The sequence below is a fragment of the Streptomyces wedmorensis genome (assembly GCF_000716445.1).
In the GTDB taxonomy this organism is placed as follows: Bacteria; Actinomycetota; Actinomycetes; order Streptomycetales; family Streptomycetaceae; genus Streptomyces; species Streptomyces wedmorensis.
In genome coordinates, this window is sequence record NZ_JNWK01000007.1 from 53,160 (window position 1) to 68,601 (window position 15,442).

The window sequence follows — 15,442 nt, forward strand, 5'->3', positions numbered from 1 at the left end:
ACAATGGGAGTACGCCCCCGTGGCAACGTTCCTGTACAAGCTCGGCCGTTCCGCCTTCCGGCGCCGACGGCTCGTCGCCCTCCTCTGGGTGGCCCTGCTCGCGATCGCCGGCGTCGGTGCCGCCACCGCGCCCGCACCCACCTCAGGCTCCTTCTCGATCCCCGGCACCGAGGCCCAGCGCGCCTTCGACCTGCTCGAAGAGCGCTTCCCGGGCGCCGGAGCCGACGGGGCCACCGCCCGTATCGTCTTCAAGGCGCCGGCCGGCCAGAAGGTGACCGACCCGGCCCACAAGGCCGTCGTCGAGGAGACCGTCGCCGCGCTGAAGTCCGGCTCGGACCAGATCGTCTCGGTCGCCGACCCGTACACCGCGCACGCCGTCTCGCAGAACGGCTCCACCGCCTACGTCTCGGTCACCTACAAGGTCAACGCCATGGAGCTGACCAAGGAGACCCGGGAGGCCCTCAAGGCCACCGGCCACAGCGCGCAGGGCAAGGGCCTGACCGTCGAGATCGGCGGCGACGCGCTCCAGAGCCCGCCCGAGCAGGGCGCGAGCGAGGCCATCGGCATCGTCCTCGCGGGCGTCGTGCTCGTCATCACCTTCGGCTCGCTCGTCGCGGCCGGGCTTCCGCTGCTCACCGCGATCATCGGCGTCGGCATCGGCGTCTCGACGGTCAGCGCGCTCGCGAGCGTCCTGGACCTCGGCAGCACCACCTCCATCCTCGCGTCGATGATCGGCCTCGCCGTCGGCATCGACTACGCCCTCTTCATCGTGTCCCGCTACCGCGCGGAGCTCGCCGAGGGCAGGGACAACGAGGAGGCCGCGGGCCGCGCGGTCGGCACGGCCGGCTCCGCCGTCGTCTTCGCCGGACTCACCGTCGTCATCGCCCTGGTCGGCCTGTCCGTCGTCAACATCCCGATGCTGACGAAGATGGGCCTCGCCGCCGCCGGCACGGTCGTGATCGCCGTACTGATCGCGCTCACCCTGATCCCCGCCCTGCTCGGCTTCGCCGGGAACAAGGTCGTCGGCCGCAAGCAGCGCAAGGGCCTGAAGAAGGACGAGGACAAGCCGAACGGGGGCACCCGCTGGGCCCGGTTCGTCATCCGCCGCCCCCTGATGGTGCTGCTCGTCGGCGTCCTCGGCCTCGGCGCGATCGCGCTGCCCGCCTCCTCCCTGGAGATGGGCCTCCCGGACGACGGCGTGAAGCCGACCTCCGCCACCGAGCGCCGGGCGTACGACGCGCTGTCCGACGGCTTCGGCCCCGGCTTCAACGGCCCGCTGCTCGTCGTCGTGGACGGCGACAAGGCCGCCGCGGACAAGGCGGTCTCCACCATCAAGGGCCTGGAGGGTTGGGCCGCGGTCACCCCGCCGACGCCGAACAAGGCCGGCGACGCCGCGATGATCACGGTGGTCCCGAAGGACCGGCCGTCCTCCACCGAGACCGAGAGCCTGGTGCACGACATCCGGGAGGCCACCGGCGACGACGTCCTCGTCACCGGCGCCACCGCGATGAACATCGACTTCTCGCAGAAGATGAACGACGCCCTGGTGCCGTACCTGGCCCTCGTCGTCGGCCTCGCCTTCGTCCTGCTGACGCTGGTCTTCCGCTCGGTCCTCGTCCCGCTGAAGGCGGCCCTCGGCTTCCTGCTCTCGGTGGTCGCGGCCCTCGGCGCGGTCGTCGCGGTCTTCCAGTGGGGCTGGCTCGGCAGCCTCTTCGGGGTCGAGCAGACCGGCCCGATCATGTCGATGATGCCGATCTTCATGGTGGGTGTCGTCTTCGGTCTCGCGATGGACTACGAGGTCTTCCTCGTGACCCGGATGCGCGAGGCGTACGTGCACGGCGAGCGGCCCGGCGAGGCGATCGTGACCGGCTTCCGGCACAGCGCCCGGGTGGTCGTCGCCGCCGCGGTGATCATGATCGCGGTCTTCTCCGGCTTCATCGGCATGGACGACCAGATGGTCAAGATGATCGGCTTCGGCCTGGCCGCCGCCGTCCTCTTCGACGCCTTCGTGGTCCGCATGGCGATCGTCCCGGCCGTCCTGGCGCTCCTCGGCCACAAGGCCTGGTGGCTGCCGAAGTGGCTGGACCGGATCCTGCCGAACGTGGACGTGGAGGGCGAGGGCCTCGCCAGGGCGACCGGCGAGGACGCGGGCGCGAAGCCCGACCTCGTGAAGGTCTGAGGTCCTCGAAGGCCCGAGGCTCGTGAAGGGCTGACGCCAGTGAAGCTCTGACCCCGGGCCTCCGGGCCTCCGGGCCTCCGGATCGAACCCCGTACGCCGTCAGCGTGTCGTCATCGACGCGCCGGCGGCGTACGTGTGCCGGAGGAAGCGCAGCAGGGCCGTGGTGTCGAACTGGACGACGGTGACGCCGTCTTCGGTGTGGAGCTCGACGACCGTCTGGACGCGGCCGCAGGGCCAGACCCCGATGTCGCCGCGGCGGGTCGGGGCGCGCAGGCCGGTCTCCAGGAGGGCGCGGGGGAAGGACCACTCGACGGGGCCGGGGAAGCAGAAGCGGACCGTCGCGGGGGTGAAGGCGGGGTCGTAACGGAGGGACACCGGGACGGGGCGGGAGAGCGGGGCGTCGCTGATGATGCGTCCCTTGGCGTGGTCGTCGACTTCACGGTCGTGCGCGGCGGCCATCGGAGGCTCCTCACGTTTTGTCCTCTTATCGACTAACTGTCCCACTCCTTCCCGAGGGCCGCGCGGGACATGCGTGAACGGCGACAGGTGTGCGCGGGGTCACGTGCGTCCGTACGCCGTCGTTCTGTGACCGATGCGCTCTTGCAAGCTCTTCGCAGGAGCGCTCTATCATTCGGGACGTGCATGTACCTGACGGATTCATCAACGCCCCCGTATCGGCCGCGGCCGGTGTCGTCGCCGCCGGCGCCGTAGCGGTCAGCCTGCGCGGGGCGCGACGGGAACTGGACGAGCGGACCGCGCCGCTCGCCGGCCTCGTCGCGGCCTTCATCTTCGCCGTGCAGATGCTGAACTTCCCGGTCGCGGCCGGGACCAGCGGACACCTGCTCGGCGGCGCGCTCGCCGCGATCCTCGTCGGGCCCTGGACCGGCGTCCTGTGCATAGCCGTCGTCCTGCTGATGCAGGGCATCCTCTTCGCCGACGGCGGCCTCACCGCCCTCGGCGTGAACATCACCGTCATGGGCGTCGTCACCGTCGTCGTCGCCTACGCGCTCTTCCGCGGCCTCGTCCTCGTGCTGCCGCGCACCCGGCGCTCGGTCACCGTGGCGTCCTTCGCCGCCGCGCTCGTCTCCGTACCGGCCGCGGCCGCCGCCTTCACGCTGCTCTACGCCGTCGGCGGCACCACCGACGTACCGCTCTCCAAGGTCCTCACCGCGATGGTCGGCGTCCACGTCCTCATCGGCATCGGCGAGGCCGTCATCACCATGCTGACCGTCGGCGCCGTCGTCGCCGTCCGCCCCGACCTCGTGTACGGCGCCCGCGGCCTCACCGCCCCGCTCAAGCTCCGCGTCGGCGGCGAACTGGTCGACGCCGCACCCGCCGCCCCGGCGACCGCCCCAGCCGGCTCCCCGAAGAAGCTGTGGATCGGCGGCCTGGTCACCGCCCTCGTCCTCGCCGGCTTCGTCTCCTTCTACGCCTCCGCCAGCCCCGACGGCCTGGAGAAGGTCGCCGCCGACAAGGGCATCGACAGCAAGGTCGAGGACCACGCGGCCGCCGACTCCCCGCTCGCCGACTACGGCGTCAAGGGCGTCGAGGCACCCCGCCTCTCCGGCGGACTGGCCGGCGTGATCGGCGTGGGCGCCACCCTCGCCGTCGGCACCGGCGCCTTCTGGGTCGTCCGCCGCCGCCGCACGCACTCCGAAACCGCGGCCTGACATGGGAGCGGGGCACGCCCACAAGCTCTACCGGCACGCGCACTCGCCGGTCCACGAGCTGCCCCCGCACACCAAGCTCGCCGCCGTCCTCGGCTTCGTCGTGGTCGTCGTCTCCACCCCCCGCGAGGCCGTCTGGGCCTTCGGCCTCTACGCCGTGCTCCTCGCGGCCGTGGCGGCGAAGGCCCGCGTCCCGGCCGGCTTCCTGCTGAAGCGGCTGCTCATCGAGATCCCGTTCGTCGCGTTCGCGCTGCTCATGCCGTTCGTCGTGCCCGGCCAGCAGACGACCGTCCTCGGGGTGTCGCTGAGCGTCCCCGGCCTCTGGGGCGCCTGGAACGTCCTCGCCAAGGGCACCCTCGGCGTCGCCGCCTCCGTGCTCCTCGCCTCCACCACCGAACTGCGCGCCCTGCTCCTCGGCCTCCAGCGCCTCAAGCTCCCGCCGCTGCTCGTCCAGATCGCCTCGTTCATGATCCGGTACGGAGACGTCATCACCGACGAGATGCGCCGCATGTCCGTCGCCCGCCGCTCGCGCGGCTTCGAGGCGAAGGGCGTCCGCCACTGGGGCGTCCTCGCCAAGTCCGCCGGCGCCCTCTTCATCCGCTCGTACGAGCGCGGCGAACGCGTCCACCTCGCCATGGTCAGCCGCGGCTACGCGGGCACCATGCCGGTCATCGACGAGGTCACCGCCACCCGCGCCCAGTGGGCCCGAGCCGCCGCGCTCCCGCTCACCGCACTCCTGATCTGCCTCCTCGGACGGACGCTATGACGACCCCTCCCCCCTCCCTCGAAGTCCACGGCCTCGCGTACGCGTACCCCGACGGCCACCAGGCCCTCTTCGGGGTCGACCTGACCGTCGGGCGCGGCGAGCGGGTCGCCCTCCTCGGCCCCAACGGCGCCGGCAAGACCACCCTCGTCCTCCACCTCAACGGCATCCTCACCGGCGGCGCGGGCGGCGTCACCGTCGCCGGACTGCCGGTCGGGAAGAAGCACCTCGCCGAGATCCGGCGCAAGGTCGGCATCGTCTTCCAGGACCCCGACGACCAGCTCTTCATGCCGACCGTCCGCGAGGACGTGGCCTTCGGCCCGGCCGCCGCCGGCGTCCGGGGCGCCGAGCTCGAAGCCGTCGTCCGCAAGGCCCTCGACCGGGTCGGCATGGGCGCGTACGCGGACCGGCCGCCGCACCACCTCTCCTTCGGTCAGCGCCGCCGGGTCGCCGTCGCTACCGTCCTCGCCATGGAGCCGGAGATCCTCGTCCTCGACGAGCCGTCCTCCAACCTGGACCCGGCCTCGCGCCGCGAGCTCGCAGACATCCTCCGCTCCCTCGACGTGACCGTCCTCATGGTCACGCACGACCTGCCGTACGCCCTGGAGCTCTGCCCGCGCGCGGTCGTCCTCAGCGAGGGCGTCATCGCGGCCGACGGCCGCACCGGCGACATCCTCGGCGACGAGGAGCTGATGGCCCGGCACCGCCTGGAGCTGCCGTTCGGCTTCGTGCCCGGCTCCGTCGCCTGACACCCCCGGAATCGGACCTCCGCCTCCCACGTTGCACCATGGGAGCCGGTCGTACGAGAGGAAGAGTGAGTCGGGTGGACGTCCAGGGCACGGTGGCGGCGGGCTGGGAGCCCGTCAGGGACGCCTTCCTGCGCAACTTCGCACAACGCGGCGAGCGCGGCGCGGCCGTCGCCGTCCACCGCGACGGCGTCAAGGTCGTCGACCTGTGGGCCGGGACCAGGGACGCCGACGGCGAGGAGGGCGACGGCCGGGACCCGTGGTCCGAGGACACCGCCCAGGTCGTCCGCTCGGCCACCAAGGGCGTCGCCGCCGCCGTGCCCCTGCTCCTGCACCAGCGCGGCCTGCTCGACCTGGACGCGCCCGTCGCCGCGTACTGGCCCGAGTTCAAGGCGGCCGGCAAGGACCGCGTGACCGTACGGCAGCTGCTCGCGCACCGGGCCGGCGTCCCGGTCGTCGACCACCCGCTCACCCTCGCCGAGGCCATCGACCTCCCGACGGCCACCGCCGCCATCGCCGCCCAGGCCCCCGTCTGGGAGCCCGGCACCGCCCACGGCTACCACGCCCACACCTTCAGCTGGCTGCTCTCCGGCCTCGTCCACCGGGTCACCGGCCGCACCATCGGCCGCTGGGTCGCCGAGGAGATCACCGGCCCCCTCGGCCTCGACCTGTGGATCGGCCTTCCGGAGGCGGAGGCCCACCGGGTCGGCCGCCTCGGCCCCGTCGAGGAGATCGAACCGGCCGACAGCGGCGCCCTCAGGCTCCGCCCCAAGCGCTCCGTCTCCGCGGCGTACAAGGACCCCGGCTCCCTCACCCGGCGCGCCTTCGGCGTCATCGAGCCCGCGCCCGACGAGAACGACCCCGTCTACCGGGCCGCCGAACTCCCCGGATCGGCGGGCGTCGCCACCGCCCGCGCGCTCTCCCGCTTCTACGCCGCCGCCCTCGGCCCCGTCGACGGCGCCGACCGCCTCTTCGCACCGGCCACCCTCACCCTCGCCCGCACCGAGGAGTCCGCCGGCCCGGACGAGGTGCTGCTGGTCTCCACCCGCTTCGGCCTCGGCCACATGCTGCACGGCCCGGCCTGCCCGCTGCTCGGCCCGACCTCCTTCGGCCACCCCGGCCGCGGCGGCTCCCTCGGCTTCGCCGACCCCGACTCCGGGATCGCCTTCGGCTACGTCACCAACGGCATGCGCAAGACGGTCACGGCCGACCCGCGCGCCCAGGCCCTGGTGCGGGCGGTCCGGGCCGCGGCCTCCTGACCCGCCGCGGCGAGTAGGGTCGAGCGCCGGAGCACCACACAAGTCGCAAGGGGAGCAAGGCGCATGACCGCGGACTCGGTGAACACCACGCACGCCACACCCGACACGCACGCCACCTACGAGAAGCTGCTCGCCCTGCTCGACGAGCACGGCGCCGCCTACCGGGTGATCGAGCACGCCCCCGAGGGCGCCACCGAGGCGGTCAGCGCGCTGCGCGGCCACGCGCCCGCCGAGGCGGCCAAGTGCATCATCGCCATGGTGAAGATCGGCAAGAAGGAGAAGCGCTTCGCGCTCGTCGTCGTACCCGGCGACAAGCGCATCGACCTCGCGGCCGTGAAGGCGCTGTACGGCGGCACGTACGTGTCCTTCGCCTCCCCGGAGATCGCCGAGGAGCTCGCGGGCTCCCCGAGCGGCACCATCCTGCCCTTCTCCTTCGACGAGCGCCTCGACCTGTTCGTCGACCCGGACCTGCTGGTCCACGAGGAGTTCTACTTCAACGCGGCACGGCTCGACCGCTCCCTCGCCCTCTCCGCGAAGGACTACCGGGCGATCGCGGAGCCGCGCGTCGAGCGCGTGTCCACCGACTGACCCGGGCCGCGCACCCGTACCGGGATCAGGCGACGGCCGGCGTGAGCGCGAGCACCATGCCGAGCCCGACGAGCACCGTGCCGATCACCTTGTTCAGCACGGCCTGCTTCCGCAACAGCCGCGCCCGCAGGCCCTGGTGGGAGAAGAAGACCGCGGCGAGACCGAACCACACCAGGTGCGCGAACGACATGAACAGGCCGTAGCCGACCTGCTGGAAGACGGGGGTGTCGGCGCTGACGACCTGCGTGTACGTGCTCAGGACGAAGAGCATCGTCTTGGGATTGAGCGCGTTCGTCAGGAAGCCGGTGCGCAGCGCCCCCGCCTTCGACAGGCCGCCGTCGTCCGAAAGGTCGATGTCCACCTCGGACTTGGCGACGAAGGTCTTGTAGCCGATGTACACCAGGTACGCCGCGCCGATCAGCTTCATCGCCGTGAACAGCATCGGCGACCGGCTCACCAGCAGGCCCACGCCCAGCATCGTGTACGTGACGTGGACGAGCACGCCCAGGGCGATCCCGACGGCCGCGAGCACGCCCGCCGTCCGCCCGTACAGATAGCTGTTGCGGACCGTCATGGCGAAGTCCGCGCCGGGGCTGATGACCGCCAGCACCGTGATGACCGCTACGGCGATCAGCTGCCCCATGTTCCCCGTCCCCCCATCCGTCCGCACCCCCGACCGGAGCGGACCCGTGACGCTAGTCGATCACCGGCCCACCGCGCGAGGCCGAGGTGACAGAGTCACGCCCTCTGGTGCGAGCGGCGCGTCCGGTGCTGAGATCGCCCCATGGAGCTCACACGGCGGTTCGAGGGGTACGCGGCACTGGTCACCGGCGCGGCGCGCGGCATCGGCGCGGCCACCGCGCGACGGCTCGCGGCGGAGGGTGCCCGGGTCCTGGTCACGGACCTCGACGAGGAGGAGGCCGTCAGGACGGCCGCGGACGTCCCCGGCGCGGTGGCCGTGCGCTGCGACGTCGGCGACCGGTCGTCGGTGGAGGCGGCCGTCGCGTACGCCGTGGAGACCTTCGGCGGCCTCGACGTCCTCGTCAACAACGCCTTCGCCCCCGTCGTCCCCGACTCCGCCCGCTTCGAGGACGATCCCGACGACGGCTGGGCCGGTCAGCTCGACGTCACGCTCCTCGGTGCCGTCCGCTGCTCCCGCGCCGCCCTCCCGTACCTCGCGGCGGCCGGCGGGCGCGGCGCCGTCGTCACCATCGGATCCGTCAACGCCGAGGCGGACTTCGGCAACCACGCCTACAGCGCCGCCAAGGCCGGCCTCGCCTCCTTCACCCGCACCCTGGCTGGGGACGCCGCCCCGCGCGGTGTGCGCGTCAACCAGATCAACCCGGGCACGATCGCGACCACCGGCTGGGCCGGAAGGGAGGCCGAACTCGCCGCCCTCGCCGACCGCGTCTACCCCCTCGGCCGCGTCGGCGCCCCGGAGGACGTGGCCGCCGCCGTCGCCTTCCTCGCCTCCCGCGACGCCTCCTGGATCACCGGCACGGTCCTCCGCGTCGACGGCGGACTCCTCGCGGTGAACACCCACTTCGCGGAGGTGCTGGGCGACTGAGGCCTCCGGGGCGACCGGGGTCACCTGGGCGACTGAGGCCTCCGGGGGCGACCGGGGTCACCTGGGCGACTGAGGCCTCCGGGGGCGACCGGGGTCACCTGGGCGACTGAGGCCTCCGGGGCGACCGGGGTCACCTGGGCGACTGAGGCCTCCGGGGGCGACCGGGGTCCGAGGGCGGGCGCGGTCTGCGGGCGGGCGCGGTCCTGGGCACCCGGGGACCTCGTCGGCAGCGCCGCCGAAAGAATCCCGTACCGAGGCGCAACCTCGGGAGGTGCCGCACGTCTGGTGGGTTGAAGGCGCCCTTCACCGCACGACCCAGACCGTGTTCCCTCACCACCTCGGGAGAGTCCCATGTCCACCCGCGCCCGGATGAACCTCCGCGCCCGCCCCCGGGTACTCGGCGCCGTCGCCGCCGCCGCCCTCCTCCTCGGCGGCGCCTTCACCGCCCAGGCCGTCGCCGACTCCGCCCCGAAGCCGGCTCCGGCCGCGCCGAAGGCCGTGACGGCTCCCACGCCCGCGACGAGCCCGGCCCGGCCGACCCCGGCCCCGGTCCCGCCGTCGGTCCGGCCGGCCCCGGCCCCGACCAGGCCTTCGGTCGAGCCGGCTTCGACTCCGGCCCCGGTCCCGGCTCCGGCCCGGCCTTCGATCGAGGCGACCCCGGCCCCGGTCCCGCCGTCGGTCCGGCCCACCCCGGAGCCGACCGACCCGCCGGGCCTGCCGACCCCCGCCCCCGTCCCGGCCGGGCCGTCCCGGGAGGCCGCCCCCAAGGTGATCCACCCGGGCGCCGGAAACGCGAAGTAGCAGCACGCGAGGGGCGGGCGGGCGATCCGCCCGCCCGCCCCCGATCCCCTGGAACGAGGCCCATGCAGTACGCGATACCCGCAGCGCCCCCGTCGTGGTGGTCCCGCCTGCTCGCCCGCGTGTCGGGAGCCGAGGACGTGCCGGTGGTCCGGCCGGGCCGGCACCTGCGCGTGCTGCCGGCGGTGCACGAGGACGAACGGCCCCCCACGCTGACCGAGTTGTACCGGGCACGGCGGGTGGACATGGTGCGGCTCGCGCTGTTCCTGGTGGACGACCTGCACACGGCGGAGGACGTCGTCCAGGACGCCTTCGCCTCCGTCTGCCGTACGTACGGGACGTCGCTCGCGGGCCTCGACGACCCCGGGGCGTACCTGCACACCGCCGTCGTCAACGCGGCCCGTTCCGTCCTGCGCCGCCGGCGGACCGCCCGCGCGTACACCCCGCCGCACCAGGGCGCCGGCCCGCCCGTCGACGAGGCCCTGCTGCTCGCCGAGGAGCACCGCCACGTCCTCGACGCGCTGGCCCGGCTCACCCACCGGCAGCGCGAGGTCCTCGTCCTGCGCTACTGGTCCGAACTGACCGAGGTCCAGATCGCCCAGACGCTCGGCCTCTCCCGGGGCACCGTCAAGTCCACCGCGAGCCGCGCCCTCGACGCGCTGGAGAGACTGCTGGAGGCGACGTCACGATGACCGACCACCCCACCACCGAGGCCCGCCTCCGGGCCGCCTTCGTCGCCCGCGCGTCCCTCGTCACGCCCCACGACCTCCGTCCCGCCGCCCCTCCCCGGGGCCGCGCCTGGGGCACCCGCCGGGTGTACGGCCTGGTCCTCGCGACCCTCGGCACGGCCGCCGCCGCGGCGGCGGCCGTCTACTTCCTCGCCCTGACCCCGGGCACCCCCGTGCACCCGGTGCCCGTCCCGCCGGCCCGCACCCCGGCCGTCGGCGAACCCCGACCGGCGACCCCGCCCCCGGGTCCGGCGACCCCTTCGGTCACGCCCCAGGCCGGGGGACCACCGCCGGAAAGTCGTTAGACAGGCGAAGGTTTTGCTTACATAATCCTTAGACATGGGAAAGACTTACGAGCGCATAGACGGCCGGCTGCGCACCTTCATCGAAGAGCAGCCGATTTTCTTCACCGCGACCGCCCCGCTGGACGGCGACGGCACGGTCAATCTCTCCCCCAAGGGGCTCAAGGGCTCCTTCGCGGTGCTCGACGAGCACCGGATCGCCTACCTCGACTTCGCCGGCAGCACCGCGGAGACCGTCGCCCACCTGCGGGAGAACGGCCGGATCACGGTGATGTGGTGCGCCTTCCAGGGACCGCCCAACATCGTCCGCGTGCACGGCCGGGGCGAGCCCGTCTTCCGCGACGACCCGCGCTTCAAGGAACTGCTCGGGCACTTCCCGGACATCGACCCGTCCCTGCACGGCCTGCGCGCGATCATCGTGGTCACGGCCGAACTCGTCCGCGACTCCTGCGGATACGGGGTCCCCTTCATGTCGTACGACGAGGACCGCGACCTGCACGGCAAGCGCTTCGCGCGCGAGGACGACGCCTCCCTCAGCGCCTACTTCGCCAAGAAGGAGCACATCGCCCAGAGCATCGACGGCCTCCCCGGCCTGCCGCTCCCCCTGCCGCCAAGCGACTTCTGAACGACCTCCCCCAGCGCGAAGTGGGGTGTCTGCGGGCGGCTCCCGGCGGGAAAGCTGGTGGGGGCGGAGCTTGCCGTGGAGGGGGAGTCGGATGGGGCATGAGGGGACGGCGGCGACTCGGGTGGCCGGGGTCGTGCCGAGAGGCGGTCGGCGGCCGAAGCTCTGGGCGCTGCGGAGCGACCGTTCCGGCAGCGGGCCGATCACCGAGGCGGAGTGCACCACGTGCCTGGACGGCTCCGGCCCGGCGGACGACGGACGCGGCCCCGCCTTATGGTGCCTGGCCCACGCGCAGGAGACCGGCCATACGGGCTTCCGTCGCATCCGCACCGACTTCTTCCGCGCCTCGTGCGACGGCACGGCGGCCGAGGCCGGCGGCTGACGGGCGGGACCGGCCCACGTCGGCGGCGCGGCGGGTCAGCCCGCGCGCAGCATCAGGCTGATGCCCACCACCATCAGGCCCGCGGCCGCGATCCGAGGGCCGCCGAAGCGCTCCTTGAAGAAGAGGGCGCCGATGGCGGCGCCCACGATGATGGAGGACTCGCGCAGCGCGGCGATCGGGGCGAGCGGGGCCTTCGTCTGGGCCCAGAGGATCAGGCCGTACGCCGCGACGGACAGGGCGGCGCCGAGCAGGCCCCGGGCCGCGTACGGGCGGAGCTGCGGCACCAGGGCGGCGCGGCGGGTCCAGAGGGCGTACGCCGGGATCGCCAGGCCCTCCATGATCATCAGCCAGGCGACGTAGCCGAGCGGGGTGCCGGAGGCGCGGACGCCGACGCCGTCGACGACCGTGTAGAGGGCGATCGACAGACCCGTGGCGCCCGCGGCGAGGAGGGCCGGCCAGTGCGGGCGGGTGTCCTTGCCGCGGATGCCCCAGAGGGCGAGGCCGGTCAGGCCCGCGCAGGCCACGGCCACGCCGAGGAGCTGCCAGCCGCCGGGGACCTCGTCGAGGAACAGGGCCGCCAGGGCGGTCACGACGAGCGGGGCCGACCCGCGCGCGATCGGGTACATCTGGCCGAAGTCGCCCAGCGTGAACGAGCGCATCAACAGGGCGTAGTAGCCGACGTGCAGGAGCGCGGAGGCGATCAGGAACGGCCAGGCGCCGGCCGCCGGCAGCGGCGCGAAGAAGGCCGCGGCCACGCCGATCAGCGCGCCGCCGCCTGAGATCAGCGTGAAGGAGAGCAGCTGGTCCTTGATGCCGTGGGCGATCGCGTTCCAGCTGGCGTGGGTGACGGCGGCGACGAGGACGGCGAGGGTGACGAGCGGGGTCACGCCGAGGGCTCGCGGACGTCGACCAGGGTGCCGCCGGCGTGGGCCACCAGCGTCTTCGGGTCGAGCGCGAAGACCGTGTGCGGGGTGCCCGCCGCCGCCCACACCACGTCGTGTTCGAGGATGCCCCGGTCGGCGAGGACCCGGGTCCGCGTCCGGTGGCCGAAGGGCGGCACGCCCCCGATCGCGTACCCGGTGGTCTCGCGCACCACCTTGGCGTCGGCCCGGGTGACCTTCCCGGCGCCCAGCTCCTCCCGCACCCGCTCGACGTCGACCCGCGACGCCCCGTCCATCAGGACGAGCACCGGCACCCCGTCGGCCGCGAAGATCAGCGACTTCACGATCTCGGCGGCCCGGCAGCCGATGGCGTCGGCGGCCTGCTGGGCGGTGCGGGTCTCGTCCGGGAACCGGCGGATCTCGACGTCGAGGTCCAATTCCCTCAGGGCTGCGGCGAACTGCGGATGCGCGAGGGCGGTGGCGTCGTCAGCGGTCGTCATAACGGCACGCTAGCGGTCGGTGTACGGGGCACGCGACCTGGTTCCGCGTTCCGGACGCCGACCCGCGCCCCCCGCCAACCCGCCTGCCCACCGCCCCGCCCGGCCCGTCGACCGTCGCGGGTCAGCCCGCCTTCAGGACCCGGGCGACCACCGGCCCGGCCGCGTCGCCGCCGTGGCCGCCGGCCTCGACGACCGCGGCGGCCGCGAGGTCGCCGGAGTAGCCGGTGAACCAGCTGTTGGAGGTGGCCTGGTCGCCGACCTCGGCGGAGCCGGTCTTGGCGCCCTTGGGAGAGGGGACGCCGGCCATCACCCCGGTCGCGGTGCCGCGCGGGCTCGTCGCGGCCGCCTTCATCATCCGGAGCAGGCCCGAGGCGACCTCGGGGGAGAGCCGCTCGGCCTTGGCGAACTCGCGGTCGTCGAGCTCCCGCGCCACCAGGTAGGGCTGGAGGAAGCCGCCGTTCTTGACGGTCGCGGAGAGCGAGGCGACGTTCAGGGCGTTCATCGTGATCTTGCCCTGGCCGATGTACGAGGCGGCCGTCTCCACGCCCTGCGACTCCGGCACGCTGCCGTCCGTCGTCGGGATGCCGATCTTCCAGTTCAGGCCGATGCCGAAGGAGCGGCGGGCGGTCTCGCCCAGCGCGGTGTTCTCCTCGTCCTTCTCGCTGAGCGGCTTGACCGCCTTGATGAAGGCGGTGTTGCAGGAGCGGGCGAAGGCGTCGGTCAGCGTGCCGCCGGTGATCTCGAAGTCGTCGAGGTTGTGGAAGGTGTAGCCGTACCAGGGGACGGTGGACGGACACTCGACCCGGCTGCCGGGCCCCGCCAGGCCCCGCTGCATCATCATCGCCGCCGTGACGATCTTCATCGTCGAGCCCGGCGCCTGCTTGCCCCGGAAGGCCGTGTTGAAGCCGCCGGCCGGGCTGTTGGCGACGGCCCGTATCGCGCCGGTGGACGGCTCGATCGCGGCCACCGCCGCCGTGCCGTACGCCTTGACCGCCTTCTCGGCGGCCGCCTGCACGTCGGCGTCGATGGTCGTCTCCAGGACGCCCGGCCTGCCCTTGGTCAGCACCAGGAGGGTGGTGTCGGGAACGGTCGAGCTGCCGGAGTCGATCCAGGTCTCGACGCCGGACGTGCCGCCGGCCTTCGCCCCGTACCGCTCGCGCAGTTCGTCGAGGACCGGCCCGAGCGAGGGGTACTTCTCCGCCGTCAGCTCCTTGCCGTCGCGGTCGACGGCCTTGACGGAGGCGGTCGACGCGACGCCGGTGCGCAGGGTGCCGTCGGTGGTGAGCTTCGGGTGCAGCACCGACGGCAGCCACCTGACCAGCGGCCGGCCAGTGGTCTCGCCGCGGACGACGGTCAGCTCGGACGCGTACGACCAGGGCTTGGAGACGCCCTCGAAGGTGACCGTCGCCGCCACCGTGAACGGCACCTTCGACCCGACCGGCGTCCCCGGCGTGATGGTGGCCTCGGAGACGCTCGCGCCCTCCCGGAAGCCGAGGACGGCGGGGCCCACCGCGACCGGGTCGTTCGTCAGCTGCGCCGCCCGGTCCGACTCGCCGGCCGCCCAGGCCGCCAGGAAGTCCCGCGCGGTCGACGTCACCTCGTCGGCCGTCACCGGTCCCGTCCTCGGTGCGGCGTCGGCCCTCGTACCGATGTCCGATCCGCCGCCCGTGAGGCCGTTCCAGAGGTTGTAGCCCCCGTAACCGACCCCGCTCGCCACCACCGCGAACACGCCTCCGACGATCGCGACCTTGGCCCCACTGCGCATGGCTGCGCCTCCCCTCCCCAGGTGGCCGTCCAGTCAAGCGTGTCCCTTCCGATGTGTCGAGCAACTATCGCCATTCCCGTCACACTTGCCTCAGGGAGCACACCACGGGACGGGTGAACGGCATGAGCGAGACGCGCACCGGCAGCGGCAAGGTGGTCGTGAACAGGGCGATGTCACTGGACGGCTTCGTCGCCGGTCCCGACGACGACATGGACTGGATCATCGACGCCGTGCCGCCCGACGAGCTCGCGGCGAACGCGGCGGCCACCGGCGCCATGCTCGTCGGCCGCCGGACCTACGACGTGGGCGCGCGCATGAAGGCCGAACGCCCCGACAGCACCGACTACCCCTTCGCCGGACCCCTCTTCCTCCTCACCCACCGGCCGCCGGATCCGCCCGACCCGGCGGTCACCGTCCTCACCGGCGACATCGCCCGGGCGGTCGCCACGGCGCGCGCCGCCGCGGGCGGCAAGGACCTGGAGATCCTCGGCTCCGACGTCGCCGCCCAGTGCCTGCGCCGCGGCCTCGTCGACGAACTCCTCGTGTACGTCCTGCCGGTCCTCCTCGGCGACGGCGTCCGCCTCCTGCCCCCGGGCCTCCCCGGCACCGACCTGGAACCGCTCTCCTCCACGCGCTCGGGCGCCGTCACGGTCCTCCGCTTCCGCGTCCGCCGCACAGCGCCCTAAGGCCTGTCG

18 protein-coding genes are annotated in these 15,442 nt (G+C 73.4%); 13 read left to right on the forward strand and 5 right to left on the reverse strand.

The window, feature by feature from the left end:
- Nucleotides 1–19: 19 nt before the first annotated feature.
- Nucleotides 20–2,179 (forward strand): MMPL family transporter, encoded by a 2,160-nt coding sequence (locus OO54_RS07950; RefSeq protein WP_033202129.1) that lies wholly within the window; start codon nucleotides 20–22, stop codon nucleotides 2,177–2,179.
- Between the two features lie 99 nt (nucleotides 2,180–2,278).
- Here OO54_RS07950 and OO54_RS07955 read toward each other — a convergent pair whose 3' ends face one another.
- Complete coding sequence (locus tag OO54_RS07955) at nucleotides 2,279–2,638, reverse strand: SsgA family sporulation/cell division regulator (protein WP_033202130.1); 360 nt, start codon at nucleotides 2,636–2,638, stop codon at nucleotides 2,279–2,281.
- Between the two features lie 179 nt (nucleotides 2,639–2,817).
- Between OO54_RS07955 and OO54_RS07960 the strand changes: the two genes are divergently transcribed.
- The 5 genes from OO54_RS07960 to OO54_RS07980 all read left to right on the forward strand — a co-directional run bounded on the left by OO54_RS07960 (nucleotide 2,818) and on the right by OO54_RS07980 (nucleotide 7,202).
- Nucleotides 2,818–3,849: an energy-coupling factor ABC transporter permease gene (locus tag OO54_RS07960; protein WP_033202131.1), complete on the forward strand. Its 1,032-nt coding sequence runs from the start codon at nucleotides 2,818–2,820 to the stop codon at nucleotides 3,847–3,849.
- A gap of 1 nt (nucleotide 3,850) precedes the next feature.
- Nucleotides 3,851–4,612 carry a cobalt ECF transporter T component CbiQ gene (gene cbiQ / locus OO54_RS07965; protein WP_033202132.1) on the forward strand — a complete coding sequence of 254 codons (762 nt, stop codon included), beginning with the start codon at nucleotides 3,851–3,853 and terminating at the stop codon, nucleotides 4,610–4,612.
- Nucleotides 4,609–5,358 (forward strand): energy-coupling factor ABC transporter ATP-binding protein, encoded by a 750-nt coding sequence (locus tag OO54_RS07970; RefSeq protein ID WP_033202133.1) that lies wholly within the window; start codon nucleotides 4,609–4,611, stop codon nucleotides 5,356–5,358. Before cbiQ ends, OO54_RS07970 begins: the two co-directional genes overlap by 4 nt.
- Nucleotides 5,359–5,396: 38 nt before the next feature.
- Entirely contained in the window at nucleotides 5,397–6,614 is a 1,218-nt protein-coding gene (locus tag OO54_RS07975; RefSeq protein WP_051786781.1) for a serine hydrolase domain-containing protein, read from the forward strand.
- 63 nt (nucleotides 6,615–6,677) lie between these two features.
- A complete protein-coding gene (locus tag OO54_RS07980; RefSeq protein ID WP_017241116.1) occupies nucleotides 6,678–7,202 on the forward strand; it encodes a YbaK/EbsC family protein in 525 nt (174 codons plus the stop codon).
- Between the two features lie 25 nt (nucleotides 7,203–7,227).
- On the opposite strand, the gene OO54_RS07985 is transcribed toward OO54_RS07980, so the two are convergent.
- Nucleotides 7,228–7,845, reverse strand: a complete 618-nt coding sequence (locus tag OO54_RS07985) for a LysE family translocator (RefSeq protein ID WP_017241117.1) — start codon at nucleotides 7,843–7,845, stop codon at nucleotides 7,228–7,230.
- Between the two features lie 141 nt (nucleotides 7,846–7,986).
- Between OO54_RS07985 and OO54_RS07990 the strand changes: the two genes are divergently transcribed.
- From OO54_RS07990 to OO54_RS08015, 6 genes are all read left to right on the forward strand, one after another.
- The gene (locus tag OO54_RS07990; protein WP_033202135.1) at nucleotides 7,987–8,769 is read left to right on the forward strand and encodes an SDR family NAD(P)-dependent oxidoreductase; all 783 of its coding nucleotides are present in this window, start codon (nucleotides 7,987–7,989) and stop codon (nucleotides 8,767–8,769) included.
- A 351-nt stretch (nucleotides 8,770–9,120) separates the two neighbouring features.
- Complete coding sequence (locus OO54_RS07995; protein ID WP_051786782.1) at nucleotides 9,121–9,570, forward strand: hypothetical protein; 450 nt, start codon at nucleotides 9,121–9,123, stop codon at nucleotides 9,568–9,570.
- Between the two features lie 62 nt (nucleotides 9,571–9,632).
- Entirely contained in the window at nucleotides 9,633–10,259 is a 627-nt protein-coding gene (locus OO54_RS08000; RefSeq protein WP_033202136.1) for an RNA polymerase sigma factor, read from the forward strand.
- Nucleotides 10,256–10,600 carry a hypothetical protein gene (locus OO54_RS08005; protein WP_033202137.1) on the forward strand — a complete coding sequence of 115 codons (345 nt, stop codon included), beginning with the start codon at nucleotides 10,256–10,258 and terminating at the stop codon, nucleotides 10,598–10,600. The genes OO54_RS08000 and OO54_RS08005 overlap by 4 nt, the downstream gene beginning before the upstream one ends.
- Nucleotides 10,601–10,634: 34 nt before the next feature.
- Nucleotides 10,635–11,222: a pyridoxamine 5'-phosphate oxidase family protein gene (locus tag OO54_RS08010; RefSeq protein ID WP_033202138.1), complete on the forward strand. Its 588-nt coding sequence runs from the start codon at nucleotides 10,635–10,637 to the stop codon at nucleotides 11,220–11,222.
- A 133-nt stretch (nucleotides 11,223–11,355) separates the two neighbouring features.
- The gene (locus OO54_RS08015) at nucleotides 11,356–11,601 is read left to right on the forward strand and encodes a DUF7848 domain-containing protein (protein ID WP_033202258.1); all 246 of its coding nucleotides are present in this window, start codon (nucleotides 11,356–11,358) and stop codon (nucleotides 11,599–11,601) included.
- A gap of 35 nt (nucleotides 11,602–11,636) precedes the next feature.
- Here OO54_RS08015 and OO54_RS08020 read toward each other — a convergent pair whose 3' ends face one another.
- The 3 genes from OO54_RS08020 to OO54_RS08030 all read right to left on the reverse strand — a co-directional run bounded on the left by OO54_RS08020 (nucleotide 11,637) and on the right by OO54_RS08030 (nucleotide 14,747).
- On the reverse strand, nucleotides 11,637–12,488 hold the full coding sequence (locus OO54_RS08020; RefSeq protein ID WP_033202139.1) for an EamA family transporter: 852 nt from the start codon (nucleotides 12,486–12,488) through the stop codon (nucleotides 11,637–11,639).
- On the reverse strand, nucleotides 12,485–12,982 hold the full coding sequence (locus tag OO54_RS08025) for a YbaK/EbsC family protein (protein ID WP_033202140.1): 498 nt from the start codon (nucleotides 12,980–12,982) through the stop codon (nucleotides 12,485–12,487). The genes OO54_RS08020 and OO54_RS08025 overlap by 4 nt, the downstream gene beginning before the upstream one ends.
- Nucleotides 12,983–13,103: 121 nt before the next feature.
- Nucleotides 13,104–14,747: a penicillin-binding transpeptidase domain-containing protein gene (locus OO54_RS08030; RefSeq protein WP_078905095.1), complete on the reverse strand. Its 1,644-nt coding sequence runs from the start codon at nucleotides 14,745–14,747 to the stop codon at nucleotides 13,104–13,106.
- A 122-nt stretch (nucleotides 14,748–14,869) separates the two neighbouring features.
- Between OO54_RS08030 and OO54_RS08035 the strand changes: the two genes are divergently transcribed.
- Nucleotides 14,870–15,433, forward strand: a complete 564-nt coding sequence (locus OO54_RS08035) for a dihydrofolate reductase family protein (RefSeq protein ID WP_033202260.1) — start codon at nucleotides 14,870–14,872, stop codon at nucleotides 15,431–15,433.
- The last annotated feature ends 9 nt before the right edge of the window (nucleotides 15,434–15,442 follow it).